Below are 19,774 nucleotides of genomic sequence, written 5' to 3'. Positions count from 1 at the left end.
AATCGAAAAGAGGAATGAACCATGAGCGAAACAAACAACTACGGCTTGGAAACGTTGGCGGTGCATGCCGGCCAGCAGATTGACCCAACCACCTTATCCCGGGCGGTGCCGATTTACCAGACCACCTCGTATGGCTTTCGCGATACGGAGCATGCGGCCAATCTGTTCGCGTTGAAGGAGTTCGGCAATATCTATACGCGGGTCATGAATCCGACGACGGACGTATTCGAGCAGCGTATTGCGGCGCTTGAAGGCGGTGCCGGAGCGCTTGGCGTTGCTTCCGGACAAGCGGCTATTACGACGGCCATTCTCAACATCGCAGGTGCCGGCGACGAGATCGTATCCTCCGCTTCGCTGTATGGCGGCACGTATAATTTGTTTGCCCATACGTTTGCGAAGCTGGGCATTAAGGTCGTATTTGTCGATGCCAGCGATCCGGAGAACTTCCGTCAGGCCATTACGGATAAGACGAAAGCCATCTACGGCGAGACGATCGGCAATCCAAAAGGCGATGTGCTCGACATTGAAGCGGTAGCGGCTATCGCTCACGATAACGGTATTCCGCTTATCGTCGACAATACGTTCCCGAGTCCTTACCTTTTGCAGCCGATCAAGCATGGCGCGGATATCGTTGTTCATTCGGCCACTAAATTCATTGGCGGGCATGGCACGACAATCGGCGGCGTAATTGTTGACGGCGGCAATTTCGATTGGGAAGCAAGCGGCAAATTCCCGGGCCTCACCGAACCGGATCCAAGCTATCATGGCGTGGTGTATACGCAGGCGGTAGGGCCGATCGCATATATCATCAAAGCTCGCGTGCAGCTGCTCCGCGATTTGGGTGCCGCGTTGTCGCCGCTCAGTTCGTTCCTGTTGCTGCAAGGGCTGGAAACGCTGCATCTTCGCCTGGAGCGCCATAGCTCCAATGCGCTGGAAGTAGCGCGGTATCTGGAGAACCATGAAGGTGTCGAATGGGTAAGCTACCCTGGTTTGCCAAGCCATCCTTCCTATGAGCTCGCGCAAAAATATTTGCCTAACGGACAGGGCGCTATTCTGACCTTTGGCATTCAAGGCGGTGCCGACGCGGGCAAACGCCTGATCCAGAATGTTAAGCTGTTCTCCCATCTGGCGAATGTTGGCGACTCTAAGTCGCTTATTATTCATCCTTCCAGCACGACGCATGCCCAGTTGAAGGAAGACGAGCAGCTTGCAGCCGGCGTAACGCCGGGACTGATCCGTCTTTCCATCGGCACGGAGTCCATCCGTGATATTATTGACGATCTGGCTCAGGCGATCGAGGCGGCGAAAGGCGTTCCGGTCGCGCAATAAATTGCTTTCATTTGCTGCAAAAACCTCACTGCAAAGTGAGGTTTTTGTTTTCCTTGCGCGAATACCAAAAGGCAGGTTTTCTATAATTTGGGCAAAATGGTATAGTAGTTGATAGAATAAAGCGCAAGGGAGAGGTTGGCATGAAGCAGGCAGAGGTTACGTCGTTTATCGATGCGCTGGCGCAGCCGTGGCAGGTCGAGCTGGCTAACAGCCTTCGGGATATGGTCCATGAGACCGTGCCGAATGCGGAGGAACGAATTCAATACAAGAAGCCCCATTTTTTAAAAAATGGCAAATACGCCGCGGTTATCTCGACAGCGAAGGATGCCGTCAGCTTTGTTATTTTTAACGCAGCGGAAGTGGATTTCCCCGAAGAGCAATTCGACGGCCCGCCGGAGCGCAAAACAATCAAATTCAAAGCAGGGCAGGCGGTTGATTACGATTTGCTCGCCAATCTGTTGAAGCAGGCATCGGAGCCGTTGTAATCGGGAAGAAGAGAGCTTGCAAGTTAGTGGAAGGAATTTCTCATTAACTTGCGGGCTCTTTTTTCATCTTTTCTCATAAACATCGCTTAGATTTCTCTGGATTGAAATGCGCTCCTCGCCAAAGGACGGACATATCCGTTCACCTTGTTCAGCTAAACATTATAATGTTTGTTGACCGCTTCCTCTAATCGATGTAATCTAACATTATAACGTTATACTACATGCCTGTTACAGAAAAAGGTGGCGGAATGGAATTGATATGGCGGAACGTGAAGCTGTTGGACCGTTCAGAGACGGTCGATATTGTGATGGATGCGGATGGCCGGATTGCGAAGCTGGCTGATGCATGCACGACAACCAGCACCAAGGTGATTGACGGTACCGGCATGTACGCCTCCAGCGGGTGGATTGATTTGCATGTACATGCGGTTGCCGGGCTTGCGCCGTATGGCGATGAGATCGATGAGATTGGCGTGAGGCAAGGCGTAACTACGATCGTTGATGCTGGAAGCTGCGGCGCGGACCGGATTGACGAGCTGGCTGCAAGCCGGCTGGAGGCGAAGACGAGAGTACTGGCTCTGTTGAACGTATCCCGGCTTGGCCTGCAGCGGATCGATGAGCTCTCGCAGCTTCAATGGATTGACCGGGAGGCCGCCCTTCAAGCCATAGCCCGTCATCCGGCATTTATCGTGGGGCTAAAGGCAAGAATGAGCGGGAGCGTTATTGGTCAAAACGGTCTTGAACCCTTGCGGCTGGCGAGGGCTTTGTCCGAAGGAAGCGGGCTGCCGCTTATGGTCCATATCGGCTCAAGACCGCCCGGAGTGGAGGAGATCCTGCCTTTGCTTCGGGAGCGGGATGTGGTGACGCATTATTTGAACGGCAAGCCGGATAACCGGCTCTTTGACCTGAGCGGCAAGCCTTTGCCGATGCTTAAGGAAGCGCTGGACAGAGGCGTGCGGTTGGATGTCGGGCACGGGACGGCAAGCTTTTCGTTCGAAGTGGCGGAGATGGCAAAGCGTTCGGGAATTCGGTTTGATACGATCAGTACAGACATCTACCGGGGGAACCGGTTGAACGGTCCGGTACATAGCTTATCACAGGTGCTGACGAAGTTTCTGCTTCTTGGCTATCCGCTCGAGGAAATTATCGCGGCGGTGACGGTCCGTCCTGCCGGGTGGCTGGGCAGACCGGAGCTTGGACGAATTCAGGTTGGCGAAGCCGCGAACCTGACCTTATTCGAGGTATCGGACAGTCCGTCGGAGCTGCTGGATTCGGAAGGCGAGAAAAGAACGGCAGGGCAAACGATTCAGGCGAGGGGAGTATATACGAATGGACAGTACTTTGCATGCTAGATACGGTTTGAAAAGAGTTATTAACGCCAGCGGCCGGATGAGCATTCTAGGCGTCTCCGCGCCAACCGATTCGGTAATGGAGGCGATGAAGCGGGGCGGACAAAGCTATGTGGAGATTTCGGACCTGGTCGACAAAGCAGGCGACTATATTGCGGCGATTATCGGTTCCGAGGCTGCTGTTATCGTGAACTCCGCCTCCAGCGGCATTGCGCTGTCGGTTGCGGGCATCGTGACGAAGGGCAGCCGGCGTTTGACGGAAAAGCTTCATCAGGAGCCGATTCAGCAGAATGAGATTATTATTCTCAAAGGCCATAACGTGCAATACGGAGCACCGGTTGAGACGATGGTTTACTTGGGCGGCGGCAGGTTGGTTGAGGTTGGTTACGCAAACGAAGGAAAAGCCGAGCATATAGAAGAAGCTATTAATGAACGCACGGCTGCTATCTTGTATGTGAAGTCCCATCATGCCGTGCAGAAGAACATGATCAGCGTCGAGGAGGCCTGGGAAGTGGCGCAGCGCCGGGGCGTGCCGATGATCGTGGACGCGGCGGCGGAAGAGGATTTGCGGAAATACGTCCAATATTCCGACCTTGCCATCTACAGCGGCTCGAAGGCGATTGAAGGACCAACCTCCGGTATTGTAGGCGGGAAGCGGACCTATATCGAGTGGGTGAAAATGCAGCTTCACGGCATCGGACGAAGCATGAAGGTCGGCAAGGAAACGTCCTTTGGCCTGCTTCAGGCGCTGGACGAATATCGCGATAAGCCGGATACCAGCGAGCGGGAGAAGGCAGCGCTGAATAAGCTGCTTCCGCTCTCCGGGCTGCCTGGCGTTAAGGTAACGGTTGTGCAGGATGAAGCGGGAAGGGCGATTTTCCGTGCGCGAATTCAGATCGATCCTGTCTTGTCCGGTACGACGGCGAAGGCCGTTAACGATGGGCTGCGGGAAGGCGACATTGCGATTTATACCCGGGATTACGGCGTAAAACAGGGCTATTTCGATATCGATCCCCGTCCGTTAATGGGCGACGATATGGATGTCATCGAAGCACGCATACGAGAACTGGCAGGAGGCCGCAACCATGTCTAATATGGCGAAACGATTGTACAAAGGACGCGCCGCACTGAATGTGCTCGCGGGCAGCATCGGTAATGCGAAGGATGTATTCGAGGCGGCGGAGGGCTACGTGCTGGTTGGCGTTTTGTCCAAAAACTACCCGACTGCGGAGGCTGCGGTCGAGGCGATGCGGGAGTACGGTCATGCCATCGATGATGCCGTATCCATCGGCCTTGGCGCAGGGGATAACCGCCAGGCCGCCGTTGTTGCGGAGATTGCGAAGCAATACGGAGGTACTCATATTAACCAGGTATTCCCGTCCGTAGGAGCAACGCGCGCTAATCTCGGAGAGAAAGACAGCTGGATTAACAGCTTAGTATCCCCAACCGGTCAGGTTGGTTACGTCAATCTGTCAACGGGACCGGCCAGCGCGGCGGCGCAGGAGCAGGCTATCGTGCCGGTGAAGGCGGCGATTGCGCTTGTCCGCGATATGGACGGCAATGCGCTGAAATATTTTCCGATGAACGGACTAGCTTGCGAAGATGAGCTTCGGGCGGTAGCAAAGGCGTGCGCCGAGGAAGGCTTTGCGCTTGAACCGACAGGCGGCATTGATAAGGAGAACTTCGAGGCGATTCTGCGCATAACGCTGGAAGCGGGCGTCCCGCAGGTTATTCCGCATGTGTATTCCTCGATTATGGACAAGGCAACAGGGGCAACGAGAGTGGAGGATGTGCAAGAGCTGCTGATCACGATGAAAAAGCTGGTCGACCGCTATGGTGGATAAGCGGCGGATCGCGGCTTTTGGCGAAGTGATGATGCGGCTGCAGACGCCGGGCTTCCAGCTGCTCACGCAGGCGGACAGCTTGTCTTATTCGTTCTCGGGCACGGGCGTTAATGTGATGTCGGCGCTTTCGCGATTTGGTTATTCCACGTCCCTCATCACGCGGCTGCCGGATAATCCGCTGGGGGAAGCGGCAATCGGAAGCTTGCGCAGGCTCGGGGTGGGGACGGAGCTTATAGAGCGCGGCGGACGATATATCGGCATGTATTTTCTCGAAAATGGCTTTGGTTCCCGTCCTAGCCGCGTCACTTACACGAATCGGCAAGAAAGCAGCTTTAACACGGCTCCGGCGGATGCCTACGATTACGACCGGATGGCCGCCGAACTGGACGTTCTCCATCTATGCGGCATTGCGCTGGCGATGAATGACGGCGTCCGGCTTCATATGCGAAAGCTGGCCGAGGCGGTAAAGCAGCGGGGCGGAACGGTTGTGTTTGATTGCAACTACCGCCCGACTTTATGGGGTGATGGCGGCTACGACGCGGCGAAGCCTCATTACGAGCGGATGCTGCAGCTTGCGGACGCGGTTATGATGAATGAGCGCGATGCGATCCATATTTTGGGGATGCAGGCTGAGGCAGCGGAGCGCGAGGGACAGCTCGTCGAGCTGATTCCGGCTGTGGCGGACCGCTATGGCATTTCCGTTATCGCAGGCACGCACCGTACCGTTAATGCCGACAATACGCATTCGCTGCGTGGTTTTCTTTACAAAGAGCATACCTTTTCTTTTTCGCCGGAGCGGTCGTTTTTGGTGTATGATCGGATTGGAGCCGGCGATGCTTATACGAGCGGGATCATTCACGGGGAACTGCAGGGGTTTGCGCCCGGGAAGACGGTAAGCTTCGCGGCGGCCGCGGCCATTTTGGCGCATACAACGGCAGGAGATACGCCAATGTCGTCCGAACGGGATATTCTGCGGGCGATGGCGGAGAAGGCGGCCGATGTGGAAAGGTAGGTAGAACAGCGATGAAGCTGGTACGAAATAATAGCCCTTTATATATACAAGTGATGAACATTATAAAAGACCGGATTTTGCACGGAGTGTACCCGGTGGATGCGAATATTCCATCCGAGCCGCTGCTGGAGCAGGAGTTCCAGGTCAGCAAAATAACGGTGCGCAATGCGATCAAGGCGCTGGTGCAGGAAGGGTACCTGGAGACGAGCAGCGGCAAAGGCACGAGAGTTATCCGCAATACCTCCTCCTCCAAGCTGTCCAAGCTGAAGAGATTCACGGAAGTTCTGGTAGAAGAGGGACATCAGATCGGCAAGCAGCTGCTTAGCGCGGGGCTTTCGAATAACGAAGAAGGAACGGAGCCGTATCGTCTGTTCGGGCCGCAGGCTTTGAAGATCGACCGGTTGTATCTGCTGAACGGGAAGCCCTATATTCATTACACGCATTATTTGCCGGCGAAGCTGCACGGCAGCGCGGACGTTCTGCGGATCCAATCGCTATACGACTGGCTGGAGGAGCAGGGCTTTGTGCCGGAGCGTTACCGGGATGAGTTTGCCGTATCGCAGGCTCCCGTTGCGGCGCAGGAAGCATTAGGAATGGCTGGGGGACAGGCTATCGTGCTGAAGCGTTCCCGGTTTGCCTATGGGGCCGATGATGCTTTGATTGAGTACAGCGTTGGCTTTTATAATACGGACATGCATCCTTACGTCGTGAATTACGATGTGTAAGGACCAAGGGGGCCGACATGGAAACAAGCAAAACGGAATACAACACAATTGATGAATATATTGCATATTTTCCGCCTGAGCTGCAGGTCATTCTTGCGAAGATCCGGGAGGTGATCCGGGAGGCTGCGCCGGACGCGAAAGAGAAGATCAGCTACCAGATGCCGGCTTTTGAGCTGAACGGAAACCTGGTCTATTATGCGGCGTTCAAAAAGCATATCGGGTTTTACCCGACGGCTAGAGGGATAAGCGCTTTTCAGGAGGAGTTGTCCGGCTACAAAGGAGCCAAGGGCTCCGTGCAATTTCCTTTGAACAAGCCGATTCCGTACGATCTGATCAAGCGGATTACCGAATACCGGGCAGAGGAGAACAGACAGAAAGGGAAGAAGTAATATATGGCGGATGTCTATTTGGTTCGGCCGGGGTTGGAGTGGAAGGAGCCTTACCTGGATTTTTATCGGGAATGGATCGACAGCGGCGAGGACATCGTCCCTTGGGTGGTGGAGCGGGATCCGTCCGACTTTGAGGGGATGCTTCAGTGGCTGGAGGATCACTCGAACGGAATTGGTCTTCAAGAGGGCTGGGTAGCGGACTCCACCTATTGGCTGGCCACGGAAAATCGCAAAATTGTTGGCGCGGTTAACATCAGGCATGCCTTAACGCCGTGGTTGACGGATAGGGGAGGGCATATCGGATACGGAATCCGCCCTTCCGCAAGAAGGCAAGGTTATGCGACAAAGCTGCTTGCCCTATCGCTTGGGAAGACGAGAGAGCTTGGCATTCAGCGGGTTTTGGTCTGCTGCGACGAGAGTAATGTCGCATCGGCAAGGACCATTCTGAACAACGGCGGAGTTGAAGATACGAGCTTCACGGAAGAGAACGGGAACGTGATCCGACGTTTCTGGATAGAGGATTAGACGTTCTTTATTATGAAGGAAAAGAGGGATTTTGATGAATCAATCCTTGATTCACCAACTCGGCTTTGTCCGGCAGGTAACGTTAAACGCCGCTCGCGGTCTGACAGAAACTATGCTGGATCATGTGCCGGACGGCTTTAACAACAATATCAGATGGAATCTGGGACATATTTATGTGGTTCAGGAAAGGTTTGCTTTCCATTTTGCCGGAGAGTCTGTGCATCTTCCGGAAGGCTTTGAGCGATGGTTTGCGAAAGGCACCAAGCCGGGCGATTGGCAGGAGGAAGAACAGCTGCCGAAGCTGGATACCCTGCTTGAGCTTCTTGCCGGACAGCCGATTCGCATCGCGGAAAAATTGCACAATAGAATCGATGAGCAAGTGGCCGTGCCGTTCACCACGGGGACGGGACTTGTTCTCCGTACGATTGGCGAATTTCTCAGCTATACCTTGTACCATGAAGGCATTCATTTCAATTCCATCAGTCTGCTTAAGCGTTTCGCCGTTAACGGATAGTCATTTTGCCGTGTAAGCGTTTTGTTCTGAAATTGTCAAAATTCACACAAACAAGTCGATAAGTTTTGGGCGCATTTTATCAACATGTCACCTTTCATCGCATATGGTGTTGCAAGGTGGTGATGATGGAGTGACATTTACACTTATCGACTGGATCAAGTATACGTTCTGGGGCGTATTCGGATTTATGATTATCGACTTCGTAATTGCCTTTTCCAAGTCGTTCTGGCAGGGAAGCTTCAAGACATCATTTCTGCCTTATCTAAAGGACATCTTATTCTACGTATATCCTCTGTACTTCCTTTTATCTATAGTTAACCTGGACCCGACGGAATGGACGCTAATTACCCTATTCTTCATAGGCGGCTTATCCCTGATCGTCAAGTACGTGCTGGACATTATCGGACGGTTCAAGCCGAAAGCCGAAGACGAAAGCGAGTCGTAGCACCCGCGCGAACGCGACGCAAAAAAGACCCCAAGTGGGTCTTTTTTGCGTTAGGTCCACGCCTAAGTTGCTGGAACGGCTGCAGTAGGTAAAAAGCCTGCTGCGGCCGATCGAGCTCCTCGGCGCGGCGAGGAAAGTGGCGAATAGCAGGAAAAAAGCCTGCTAAAGGGGAAAACGAGCGGACGTAGGGCTGACGGGCGAAAGCGGGGTTAGAGTAGCTAATATAAAACCCGAGCAGAAAAAAAGACCCTTGCGAGGGTCTATCTTTCTGCTTCATCCCCAAACGATGAAGCGAGGTTTTTGTGGTGTAACGACGCACGGAGCAGGCGGGCACGGAGAAAGTGAATGTTCTGGAGAAGCGGAGCGTTTGCCTTTGTTTCCGGATTCGGACCACTGTCCGATTGTTCAAAGAATCCGGAAACAACAGCAATCGGAAGAACATTCACTTGCGTAGTGCCAGCCCTTGCGCAGTGCCAGCCACAGCGCGGTACCACCAGCCAGCCCCAAGCCCAACAGTTACCCACAACTATTCTGCTTTATCCGCCCCGCCCATCATCGTCCCTATACTCCTGGGGAGTCACGTCAAAAAACTTCTTAAACACGCGGATGAAATACGCGGTATTGTTGTAGCCGACGATCTCGGCGATCTCGAACACCTTGGACGGCGTTGTGCGGAGCAGGAAAGCGGCCTTTTCCATCCGAAGCCGGTACACGTATTCCGTCAGCGGCTCGCCGGTTTCCGCTTTATAGATTTTCGAGAGATACACGGGATGCAGATGGACATGGTCGGCAATAGCCGGCAGCGATACGTCCTTCGCCAGATTGGCGTCGATAAACGACCGGACCGCGCGAACAATCGTGCTATGGTTATCTTTCAGCTCCTGATCGGCATCCTCGCGGATACCCTGCAGGATCCGGATCGACCATTCCATCAGTTGCGCCGCCGTGGTGTAGGCGGGGGCATGGAAGAACTTGAGCGCCTCAGCCGAGAGAACGGAGGAGAGCAGCTTGCCGTTCTTGTGAATGATATACGAGAACGCACCGGCCAGCACATGATAAGCTTCAATCAGCTGTTCCGACATATCCTGTTCGCCGCCCGTCTCCAGCATATCGCGGAAAATATGCCGGATCTTCGCCTCGACGTCGTCGAACCGGCCGGCATCCAGAAGGCTGATCAGGGTAGGCGGCTCGTATAAGGACCAGACCGTATTCATCGGGCTGGAATCCAAGGCTTCCTGCGTGGTCACAAACAACCCTTTTCCGTGGCCCATCCTCCGGCGCATGGAGGTAACCGCATGCTCATAGATTTCCTTCACTTGTCCCGGAAACGTTCCTTGGCCCCCTACGAGTACCGAAATAGCCCCCTTGAGATAGTTCTGCACGTTGGTCTGAATTTGCGCGGCGTAACGCTCGAGCAAGGACCTGGCTCCGGCGCCCGCAACCGCCGGATTCCTTGGTTTTACAAGAATTACGATGTAATCATGAGCATCCCGGGCGTGCCAGATATGATAGTCATTTTGCATGATTTCACTCGTTATATTGCAAATCGCATACTCCATCAGCGCGGAATCCTGTCCCGGCATTTCGGCAAAACGCTCCTCCATCCGGATCAGCATCATGCACACCTGATCGCCCGCCGCAAAAGGAAGCTCCAGAAGCGCCAGCTTGTCCGCCAAGGCAGACTGATTGCTGCCTCTCAGCAGCTCATTAAGCGTATTAGCCCTCAGCAAAGGAAGGTTCTCGTTCAAGGTGTACAAGGTTTTCCGGTAGGAGGCTACCTCTTCCCATTTCTCCTTGATTTGTTTCACAACGCGCTCAACCGAATCGATCAGATCCTCGTCGCTGACCGGCTTCAGCAGATAGTCAAAGGTATTCTGAACGATCGCTTGTTTGGCATAATCGAAATCGGCATATCCGGTGAGCAAAATAGTCCGGACATGCGGCCATTTGCTATTAATCGCCGTAATGAGCTCTATGCCGGACATCCCCGGCATTTTGATATCGGTAATCACGATATCGATCGCATGGTCTTCCATGATTTGCAGGGCTATCGGACCTGATAAGGCTTCGTGAACAACGCTAATGCCGCATTCTTCCCAAGGAATCGTCTCGGCAAGGGTCTCTACAACGGACCGTTCATCGTCTACAAGCAAGAGCTGTAACATGCTGCTTCACCTACTCTATTGTTTTGTCACTCCAGGTAATAGTCGTCCTTATTCCCCCCAAGTCTGAGCGGGAGTAAGACAAGCCGGCTCCTTCTCCAAACAGATAAATCAATCTTTGATGCACATTCCAAGTCCCGCAGCCCATATTGTCGTCAAGCGGCTTGGTAAGGTTGAGCTGAAGCTTCTGAATTTCCTCGTCTGTCATGCCAATCCCGCTGTCCTCCACGACTAACCGATACAACCCGTCCTCCGCATAACCGCGGATCCGGATCTCGCCGTTCTCCGCCTGAGGCTCCAATCCGTGAACAATGGCATTTTCCACGATCGGCTGCAAGGTTAACCGCGAAATCGTCTTGTTCATCAGCTCATCCGGCACTTCAATCGCAAACCGCATCCGTTCAAGCCGGAGGGACTGGATTTCGAGGTAATTCGTAACCATGCTCAGTTCCTCGCGGATCGTCGCACCGTCGTTTTCCGATCTCGTAATATAGCGGAAATACTCTCCCAGATTTAATGCCATGGCCACAACGGCTTTCTCGTTTTTCATTCGCGCCATGTTCTTGATATAGAACAGGCAGTTGTACAGAAAATGCGGATTGATCTGGGATTGCAAATGCTTCAGCGTTGCTTCGCGCCTTCGCAGCTTCTCCTCGTAAACGTTCTCGATCAGCTCCTGGATCCGCTGGGCCATAATGTTGAACCGTCCGAGCAACAGGCTGAATTCGTTATGGCCCGAATGGCTCAGCCGCACCGAGAAATCGCCGGAAGACAGCCGCTTGGTACCCCGGACAAGCTTGAGCAGTGGGACCTGCACACTTCGGTAAATCACGAATATAACGGCGATACTCATGACGAGCAGGACGGCAATCGACGTATAGAACAAGTTCCGACTGTTCGTAATCGGACTCAAAATCTGCTGCATCGGAACATAATCGACATAATACCACTTCAGGCTATCCGACTTGATGTAAGAGACGTAATACTCGGTATTGTCCAGCTTCGTGCGGAAGCCTCCCCGCTCCCCGAGCTTGGATGATTTCAGCTTCTCCGTTAGAAGATCGATCTTCGCGGCGTTGGCGGAATGATTGCGGATCGATCCCTGCTCCGGATTAAACAGGAACGGATCGCCGCTGTTGTTCACTTTGTTTTCGTCCAGCATGGCCGTCACATGATTGATCGGGAAGCTGATCTTCGTAATGAGCCTCGCGCTGCGCGGATTGGACATCGCCGTCGTTGGTTCGGTGGCATACCAGACGAAGCTGTCGCCCGTATACTCCCAGGATTTGAGGAACGGCCTCGTAAAGGCATCCTCCCGATACGTGATCGTATTGTAATAGTCCGTGGACAAGGCGTCTCCCGTGCGCGGGAAAAACAACGTAATGGTGGAATGCCACTTGCTGGCGGCGTTGTACAGATTCATTTTTTCAAGTATGGCGACGCTCAGCTTTACCCGTTCATAAGGCTGCTCCCGGAAGTCCGGACGCTGGTACTCCTGAATGCTGGAGTCCTGCCCAATCGATACGCCGTAGAGGGATAACTGATAAATATTCGACTCGACCTGGGCGGCGAAAGAAGACAAGCGATTCGTTGTGCCGCTTTGGATTTCATTCTCGATGACGCGCACACTTTCCCGGTTGGAATAGGTGTACAGGGATAGGACCGGGATAAGCAGGAGCAGGACGAGAAGCGAAATTTTCGTAAAAACATTAAACCGCAGCAGCAAGATGATGCCTCCTTCAGATAGTTAAAATATCAATATCGTTGTTGCAATATTAGGATATAGATCACAAATCCCCGTTGCTATAATCGTTATATTACAAGGTCAGGACGACCTAGAAAAGCACAAATTTGTCTGAACATGGAGGATACCGCGGTGAAAGAAACAGCTTTACAGCTACCTGCACAACAAGAAAAACGCCGTGTTTCAAGGAAAAGCTGGAACATGAAACGCAACTGGCCTCTGCACGTGATGCTCCTGCCGGCGCTTGTTCTCGTCATTATTTTCCAGTACGTTCCGATGGCCGGAATCGTAATCGCGTTCCAGGATTTCAAGCCTTGGAAAGGGTTAACCGGATCTGAATGGGTCGGCCTCGACAACTTCCGGTTTCTGTTCAAGTATCCGGATATCGGTCAGGTGATTTGGAATACGCTTGTCATCGCTTTTTTCAAAATGGCAGCCGGACTTATCGTTCCGTTCCTGTTCGCCATTCTGCTCAATGAGGTCAGGCTGATGGCCTTCAAACGGGTTACGCAGACGCTTGTCTATCTGCCGCATTTCCTGTCCTGGGTTATTCTTGGGGGCATTCTGCTCGATATTCTCGCTCCGGACGGGGGACTGGTCAACAAAGCCGTAACGGCGCTGGGGTTTGAACCGGTCTTCTTCCTCGGGGACAACAACTGGTTCCGTTTCACGCTTATAATCAGCGATGTCTGGAAGGAGTTCGGCTTCGGAACAATCGTCTTCCTGGCGGCACTGGCGGGAATCAATCCGGCGCTTTACGAGGCTGCGGAGGTGGATGGGGCGTCAAGGCTGAAGCAGACCCTTCACATTACGATGCCGGCGCTGATGCCGATTACCATCGTGCTTGGAACCTTGTCGATCGGCAATATTTTGAATGCCGGGTTTGATCAGGTGTTTAACCTGTACAACCCTCTCGTGATGGAGAAGGGAGATATTATCGACACCTTCGTTTATAGGCTGGGGATATTAAACGGGAAAATGAGCTTCGCCACAACGGTTGGACTGTTCAAATCCGTCGTAGCGACGATTCTCATCGCGACATCTTACCGGTTGGCCTATAAATTTGCGAATTATCGCGTCTTCTAAGGAGGTTCTACTTTTGTACCACAAAACGTTAGGCTACAAAATTTTCAACATCGGCAACTATGTGTTTCTTGGTCTTCTGTCGCTTCTGTGCATCCTGCCGATTATTCATATTCTGGCCGTATCGTTCAGCAGCATGGCGCCGGCTTCCTCGAATCTGGTAGGCTTCTGGCCGATCGGCTTTACGACGGATGCTTACGAGAAAACGTTCGGCAATTCCAATTTTCTGAACTCGCTTGGCGTTTCGGTTATGAGAACCGTATTATCCACGGTAATCGGCATGGCTCTTTGTCTGATGACCGCTTATCCGCTGTCGAAGGAGGATCTTCATTTCCGGGGCCGCACGATGTATATCTGGATTTTTGTCTTTACGATTCTGTTCAGCGGAGGCTTAATTCCAAGCTATATTCTGATTCAGAAGCTAGGCCTGATGGATTCCATCTGGGCGTTAGTGCTGCCCGGCGCGGTGTCGGTATGGAACGTCATTCTGATGCTGAACTTTTTCCGAGGCCTGCCGAAGGAGCTGGAGGAAGCGGCTTATCTGGACGGGGCGGGCCAGCTGAAGACGCTGGTGCTCGTGTTTATTCCATTGTCGATGCCGTCGATCGCGACTTTGTCGCTGTTCACGATGGTCTATCAATGGAACTCCTGGTTCGACGGGATGATCTATATGCGGGATATCAAGGATTATCCGCTGGCATCGCTTCTCCAGACGATTATCGTCCAGCAGGATTTCAGCAAGATCAACGTCGATCCGAAGCAACTGGAGAACATTTCGCAGCGTACGGTACGGGCCGCGCAGATCTTCATCGGCGCGCTTCCGATTCTGCTCGTTTATCCGTTTCTGCAGCGGTTCTTTGTTAAAGGGATGGTAATTGGCGCGGTAAAAGAGTAGCGACAGGCAAAGGAGGGGCCGCTTGATGCGGCCCCGACCATTAAACCATTGGGAGGTAACTATGTTAAAGAAGAGATTATCGCAATTAACGGCCTGCAGTCTGCTGGCAGCCACTCTTAGCCCGCTTGTTGGCGGGACAGCCATCCAAGCCTCGGAAACGGCGGCTGTATCCTCGTTTCAAGATTTGAAAGGACATTGGGCGGAATCCGCCGTCAATCGCATGGCTTCGTTTGGAGTTGTAAGCGGTTACGAAAATGGGACATTTAAGCCCAGCTCGCCTATCAGCCGTGCCGAATTTGTTGCCATGCTGGACCGTATATTTGGATTCTCCGGACAGGAAAAAGCCGGATTTCAGGATGTGGCACCTGATGCCTGGTATTCCGACGCGGTAACGAGAGCAAGCGGTTCCGGCATTGTTCAAGGCGTGGACGCGAAGCATTTTGCTCCAAACGCCGGCATTACGCGGGAAGATGCGGCGGTCATGATTGACCGGGCGTTCGAGCTCTCGACGGGCTTGGAATCCGATGCGTCATTGAAGCCGTTCAAGGATTTGGGTGAGGTTTCCGGCTATGCAAAGAAAGCGCTTGCTTATTTAACGGGCGAAAAATACATAAAAGGCTATAACGGAAAGCTTCAACCGAAGTCGCCGATTACGCGCGCCGAATCGGCCGTGCTTTTGTCCGGCATGATCGGGGATTTGGTTGCTAAGCCGGGCAAGTACGACGCTGCGCAAGTGGAAGGCAACCTCATCATTCGCTCCACGGACGTTACCGTCGACCGTACGGCGGTGCACGGAAGCCTGCTGCTTGCCGAAGGGATTAAAGAAGGCGATGTGACGCTCAAGGGCGTTACCGTTACAGGCAAGACGGTTGTTAAGGGCGGCGGAAGCCATTCGGTTGTTTTTGACAGTGCCAAGCTGAAGGATGTGCTTATTAACAAACCAGGCGGTCCGGTCCGCGTTGTTTTCTCAAACGGAACGACGGCGGATCAGGTCCTTATCCAGCATCCAACGGATTTCGAATGGTCGGCGGACAGCCGCGTAGGAAGCCTTGAGGTCCAGTCGGGCGGCGTGACGGTGAATGACAAAGCCGTGCCGGCAGGGACGAAAACCACCCTGGGTACGGGTTCTGAGGGAACTACAAATCCTCCGGCAACCAACCCGCCGGCAGCCTCCGGAGAGAAGCCCGTGCCGCCGACAACGATAGCGGATAACGAGTGGAAGCTCGTATGGAATGACGAATTCAATCAATCAACGATTGATGCAAGCAAGTGGACGGTTCAAGATACCGGCGTTGTTTACAATAACGAGCTTGAGTACTACAAGCCGGATAATGCGGTCATTGAACGGGATGGCGACCGCAGCGTCCTGAGTCTTAAAGCCAAGAAGGAAGAGCATAAAGGAAGCCATTACACCTCGGCGAAGCTTATCTCCAAAGAAAAAGGCGACTGGACTTACGGCAAGGTTGTTGTCCGCGCCAAGCTTCCCGTTCAGCAGGGCATGTGGCCGGCAATTTGGCTGCTGCCAACCGATGAGGCCCATTACGGCGGCTGGCCGGCTTCCGGCGAGATCGATCTGATGGAGCTGATTGGCGGGGCGAACAAGAACCGCGTCTTTGGCACCCTTCATTACGACAGCGTTCAGCCGGACGGCTCGCATGGCTCGGAGCAAGGCAGTTATGTTCTGCCGGAGGGCAAGAGCTTTGCCGACGATTACCACGATTTTCAACTGGAATGGCTCCCTGGCGTCATTCGATTCTATGTAGACGGCCAGCTCTACCAAGAAGTGAGCGACTGGAAAACCAAAGGGCCGGGGCAGCCGGACTATTATACGTATCCCGCGCCGTTTGACCGCCCGTTCTATCTGATTCTGAACCTGGCGGTAGGCGGTGATTGGCCGGGTTCGCCAAACGGCGATTTTACGGCCGATGAGATGAATGTTGATTTCGTAAGGGTGTATGAATACAAGAATCTGGACAGCTGGAAGGATGTAACGGGCAATCCTCCGGAGCCGTCCCCTAAGCGCGAACCGCAGGCTGACGGCAATCTGCTGTATAACGAAAAGTTTACGCAGTCAACGGATGCAAACGGCGTGCCGCAGGATTGGCAGTTCCTTCTTAATGCCGGCGGCTCAGGCCAAGTGGCCGTTGTTGACGATGCTTCCAAAGGAAAAGCGGCAAAAATCGCAATCGATAATAGCGGTACGGAGATTTACTCCGTTCAGCTGACGCAAATGCCGGTGTTTTTGCAAAAGGGCAAAAAGTATAAGGTCACGTATGAGGCGAAGGCAGACGAGGCCCGCACGATAATGTCGAAGGTGAATCAGTTCGAGAAGAACTGGAAGAATTACTCCGGCGAGCAATACGGCAATCTGACGACCGAATGGCAGTCTTATGAATATACGTTCGACATGCTGGAGAGTACGGACAACAATGCGAGGTTCGAGTTTAATCTCGGGAAAAACGCGGCGACCGTCTATATCGCAAACGTGAAGTTGGTTGAGATCGGCGATGCGTCCCCCCAGCCGGAGATCCCGGGCGAACGAGCCGCGCTGGCGGACGGCAATCTGATCTACAACGGTACGTTTGATCAAGGGAAAGACCGGCTGGCCTTTTGGACCAAATCCGTTGCTCCGGATGCGGAAGCTGTGGTCAGCGTGAATAACTTCCTTGCCTTCCCGATATATGAGAGACAGCTAGTCGTTGATGTGACAGACGGCGGAGCGGATGCGGAAGCCGTAACGGTCTCCCAGCCTGGGCTGGCGCTTGCAGGGAACAGCGAATACGGCATTTCTTTTGAGGCCAAGGCCGATGCACCGCGGAGTATGAAGGTTGAACTGGCAGGCAATCATTCCGCTTTATACCCAGGCGGCAACACCATATCGCTTGGTACCACGCTGCAAGCCTACTCGCTGGAAGCGGTATTGGGGGACGGCGCGGATACGGCGGAAGCCGAGTTGAAGCTGTTGTTCGGCGGTCAGAACGGCAAGGTATATGTGGACAATGTCCGGCTGGTGAAGCGCGGCGAGCCAATGACGGTAGCAGGCTATACTCATATTCCGGCAGCAAACGCATGGGAGATGCAGGGGCTGCAGCTCGAGAACGCAAGCGAAGGCGGCAAAAACGTCGCTTACATGGATGAAGGCGACACGCTCAAGTACAAACTCGGCGTAACTCGTTCCGGTGAATATCAATTTTCGGCCAGAGTGGCAAGCGGTAAGGATCAATCGCAAATCCGCCTGCGGATCAAAGACGAGAATGGTGCCGTTGTCTCGCAGTCGAGTTATGAACTCGGCAATACCGGCGGCTGGCAGACTTATCAAACCGTCTATATGAATCTTGCCGCGCTGGCAGCCGGACATGACTATTATGTGGAATTCCAAGGCTACGACTATAACACGCTTTGGGTAGACCTGTCGCCTAACCTTGTTCAGAACGGCGGATTCGATACGGATCTTAACGGCTGGAATTTGATTGCCGGCAGTTCGGCGTCCATCAGCCGCTCGGATGAGGGAAGCCTGGTTGCGACGCTCCTTGGCACAAGCGCGAACTGGTGGGACGATACGCTTCAGCAAGGCCAATTAAATATCGAGAAAGGCAAGACTTACAGGCTGGAGTTCGATGCTTCTTCTTCCGGTGAGAAGGCCGTGCAGGTTGTTGTCTCGCAGAGCAACGGCGATTTCGCCAAATATTTGGAGGACACCGCCCAGCTTTCCGCAGACCGCAAGCATTACGCGTACTCTTTTGCAATGGCCGGCGATTCCGATCCTTCGTCCGTGCTGGTGTTCGGACTCGGCAATCCGGCGGGCGCCGCAGGCGGGCATTCGGTAACGATCGATAACGTGCTGCTGTACGAGGTTAATGCTTCCGCGGAAAGCGGCGGCCAGCCGACGAACGTCAATCTGCTGCAAAACGGCAATTTCGCGAACGGCCTTGCGGGATGGTTCTCTTACTCGACGGCACCGGGCGAGCTTGCGGTCGCGGCTAACAACGGAAGGCTGGAGGCTTCGATTGGCGCGGTCGGCGATAACCCTTGGGACCGCCAAGTGATTCAGGAAGGCTTTGCTATTCAGCAGGGAAGCAAGTATGCGTTTAGCTTCAAAGCGAAAGCAAGCACGGCAAGAAAGCTGGGTCTGGGCATCGGATGGGTAGATGTGCCGGCGGGTTATGCTTGGCATGGCTATTACGGCCAGCAGGTGGATTTGACGGAAGAGGAGCAGACCTTTACGTTCACTTTTGACGTGACCGAACAGGGTTATAATACGTCCCGCATCTCCTTCGATATGGGCAATATCGCGGGCGGCAACGCCGGTAACGCAACGATTACGATCTCGGACGTTAGCTTGGTCAATCTGGGGCCGATTTAACGCCATTTTATAGATCGAAGGCTTGGTGCTGGGGGAGGGGATAAGCGAAGGCGGCAGGCAATTCCAAGGCACGATAAAATCCGGAGGTGTTCTATGAAAAAGAAAGCATCCCTTCTTATGGCCGGTTCGGCGATTGTATCGATGTTGTTTGTCTCAAGCTCTTACGGGGCTACGGAGTTTTGGGAGCCTCTTACGTATTATAATCCCGCTACCTGGCAGAAGGCGGACGGCTACTCGAACGGCGGCATGTTCAACTGTACCTGGCGGGCGAACAACGCAAGCTTTACGAGCGACGGGCATTTGAAGCTGGGCTTGACCAGCTCTGCCTACAACGTGTTTGACTGCGCCGAGTACCGTTCCGTCAACAAATACGGTTACGGTCTGTACGAGGTCAGCATGAAGCCGGCGAAAAATACGGGCATCGTATCTTCCTTCTTCACTTATACCGGTCCGTCTGACGGTACGCCTTGGGATGAGATCGATATCGAGTTCCTCGGCAAAGATACCACCAAGGTTCAGTTTAACTATTATACGAATGGCGTAGGCGGCCATGAGAAAATCGTTGATCTTGGCTTTGATGCGTCGCAAGGCTTCCATACTTACGCGTTTAACTGGCAAGCCGGATCAATCAAATGGTATGTAGATGGCGTACTGAAGCATACGGCAACCTCCAGCATCCCAACCAATCCGGGCAAAATCATGATGAACATCTGGAACGGCAAGGGAGTCGACAGCTGGCTCGGCGCCTACAACGGCGCCAATCCGCTTTATGCCGAGTACGATTGGATGAAATATACGAGCAACTAAAAGAGGAGCGGTGCAGGAGCTTAATCCTGTACCGCTTTTTATATGGCATTTTCCTACTAGTAGATTGCAGCACGGTACAGTAATATTTTAAGATGCATATTCA

General features: G+C 53.4%; 17 protein-coding genes. 15 read left to right on the top strand and 2 right to left on the bottom strand.

Annotated elements, in window-relative coordinates; all coding sequences use genetic code 11:
- Positions 1 to 21: 21 nt before the first annotated feature.
- From WFK81_RS23060 to WFK81_RS23010, 11 genes are all read left to right on the top strand, one after another.
- Positions 22 to 1,329: a homocysteine synthase gene (locus WFK81_RS23060; RefSeq protein ID WP_336788820.1), complete on the top strand. Its 1,308-nt coding sequence runs from the start codon at positions 22 to 24 to the stop codon at positions 1,327 to 1,329.
- A gap of 140 nt (positions 1,330 to 1,469) precedes the next feature.
- The gene (locus WFK81_RS23055) at positions 1,470 to 1,814 is read left to right on the top strand and encodes a DUF1801 domain-containing protein (protein WP_336788818.1); all 345 of its coding nucleotides are present in this window, start codon (positions 1,470 to 1,472) and stop codon (positions 1,812 to 1,814) included.
- A 248-nt stretch (positions 1,815 to 2,062) separates the two neighbouring features.
- Positions 2,063 to 3,166 carry an amidohydrolase/deacetylase family metallohydrolase gene (locus WFK81_RS23050; protein WP_336788816.1) on the top strand — a complete coding sequence of 368 codons (1,104 nt, stop codon included), beginning with the start codon at positions 2,063 to 2,065 and terminating at the stop codon, positions 3,164 to 3,166.
- Complete coding sequence (locus tag WFK81_RS23045) at positions 3,144 to 4,256, top strand: DgaE family pyridoxal phosphate-dependent ammonia lyase (RefSeq protein WP_336788814.1); 1,113 nt, start codon at positions 3,144 to 3,146, stop codon at positions 4,254 to 4,256. The genes WFK81_RS23050 and WFK81_RS23045 overlap by 23 nt, the downstream gene beginning before the upstream one ends.
- A complete protein-coding gene (dagF, locus tag WFK81_RS23040; RefSeq protein WP_336788812.1) occupies positions 4,249 to 5,007 on the top strand; it encodes a 2-dehydro-3-deoxy-phosphogluconate aldolase in 759 nt (252 codons plus the stop codon). Before WFK81_RS23045 ends, dagF begins: the two co-directional genes overlap by 8 nt.
- The gene (locus WFK81_RS23035) at positions 4,997 to 6,019 is read left to right on the top strand and encodes a sugar kinase (RefSeq protein WP_336788811.1); all 1,023 of its coding nucleotides are present in this window, start codon (positions 4,997 to 4,999) and stop codon (positions 6,017 to 6,019) included. The genes dagF and WFK81_RS23035 overlap by 11 nt, the downstream gene beginning before the upstream one ends.
- Positions 6,020 to 6,030: 11 nt before the next feature.
- Positions 6,031 to 6,744 carry a GntR family transcriptional regulator gene (locus tag WFK81_RS23030; protein ID WP_336788809.1) on the top strand — a complete coding sequence of 238 codons (714 nt, stop codon included), beginning with the start codon at positions 6,031 to 6,033 and terminating at the stop codon, positions 6,742 to 6,744.
- 17 nt (positions 6,745 to 6,761) lie between these two features.
- Positions 6,762 to 7,133 carry an iron chaperone gene (locus tag WFK81_RS23025; RefSeq protein ID WP_336788807.1) on the top strand — a complete coding sequence of 124 codons (372 nt, stop codon included), beginning with the start codon at positions 6,762 to 6,764 and terminating at the stop codon, positions 7,131 to 7,133.
- A 3-nt stretch (positions 7,134 to 7,136) separates the two neighbouring features.
- Positions 7,137 to 7,658, top strand: coding sequence for a GNAT family N-acetyltransferase (locus WFK81_RS23020; RefSeq protein ID WP_336788805.1), 522 nt, complete (start codon positions 7,137 to 7,139; stop codon positions 7,656 to 7,658).
- 34 nt (positions 7,659 to 7,692) lie between these two features.
- A complete protein-coding gene (locus tag WFK81_RS23015) occupies positions 7,693 to 8,172 on the top strand; it encodes a DinB family protein (RefSeq protein WP_336788804.1) in 480 nt (159 codons plus the stop codon).
- Between the two features lie 130 nt (positions 8,173 to 8,302).
- Positions 8,303 to 8,617 (top strand): hypothetical protein, encoded by a 315-nt coding sequence (locus WFK81_RS23010; protein ID WP_336788802.1) that lies wholly within the window; start codon positions 8,303 to 8,305, stop codon positions 8,615 to 8,617.
- A gap of 536 nt (positions 8,618 to 9,153) precedes the next feature.
- Here WFK81_RS23010 and WFK81_RS23005 read toward each other — a convergent pair.
- Positions 9,154 to 10,782 carry a response regulator gene (locus tag WFK81_RS23005; protein WP_336788800.1) on the bottom strand — a complete coding sequence of 543 codons (1,629 nt, stop codon included), beginning with the start codon at positions 10,780 to 10,782 and terminating at the stop codon, positions 9,154 to 9,156.
- Positions 10,783 to 10,792: 10 nt separating this feature from the next.
- On the bottom strand, positions 10,793 to 12,505 hold the full coding sequence (locus WFK81_RS23000; protein WP_336788798.1) for a sensor histidine kinase: 1,713 nt from the start codon (positions 12,503 to 12,505) through the stop codon (positions 10,793 to 10,795).
- 219 nt (positions 12,506 to 12,724) lie between these two features.
- On the opposite strand from WFK81_RS23000, the gene WFK81_RS22995 reads away from it, so the two are divergent.
- From WFK81_RS22995 to bglS, 4 genes are all read left to right on the top strand, one after another.
- Positions 12,725 to 13,609, top strand: coding sequence for an ABC transporter permease (locus WFK81_RS22995; protein WP_127496825.1), 885 nt, complete (start codon positions 12,725 to 12,727; stop codon positions 13,607 to 13,609).
- Between the two features lie 13 nt (positions 13,610 to 13,622).
- Positions 13,623 to 14,501 carry a carbohydrate ABC transporter permease gene (locus tag WFK81_RS22990; RefSeq protein ID WP_201007096.1) on the top strand — a complete coding sequence of 293 codons (879 nt, stop codon included), beginning with the start codon at positions 13,623 to 13,625 and terminating at the stop codon, positions 14,499 to 14,501.
- Positions 14,502 to 14,562: 61 nt separating this feature from the next.
- Positions 14,563 to 18,864 carry a carbohydrate binding domain-containing protein gene (locus tag WFK81_RS22985; protein WP_336788795.1) on the top strand — a complete coding sequence of 1,434 codons (4,302 nt, stop codon included), beginning with the start codon at positions 14,563 to 14,565 and terminating at the stop codon, positions 18,862 to 18,864.
- Positions 18,865 to 19,005: 141 nt separating this feature from the next.
- Entirely contained in the window at positions 19,006 to 19,671 is a 666-nt protein-coding gene (gene bglS / locus WFK81_RS22980; RefSeq protein ID WP_442956092.1) for a beta-glucanase, read from the top strand.
- The last annotated feature ends 103 nt before the right edge of the window (positions 19,672 to 19,774 follow it).

The organism is Paenibacillus sp. MMO-177 (assembly GCF_037147795.1).
Classification (GTDB): domain Bacteria; phylum Bacillota; class Bacilli; order Paenibacillales; family Paenibacillaceae; genus Pristimantibacillus.
The sequence above is the reverse complement of the archived record's forward strand: the minus strand, read 5'-3'. Positions and strand labels throughout refer to the sequence as shown.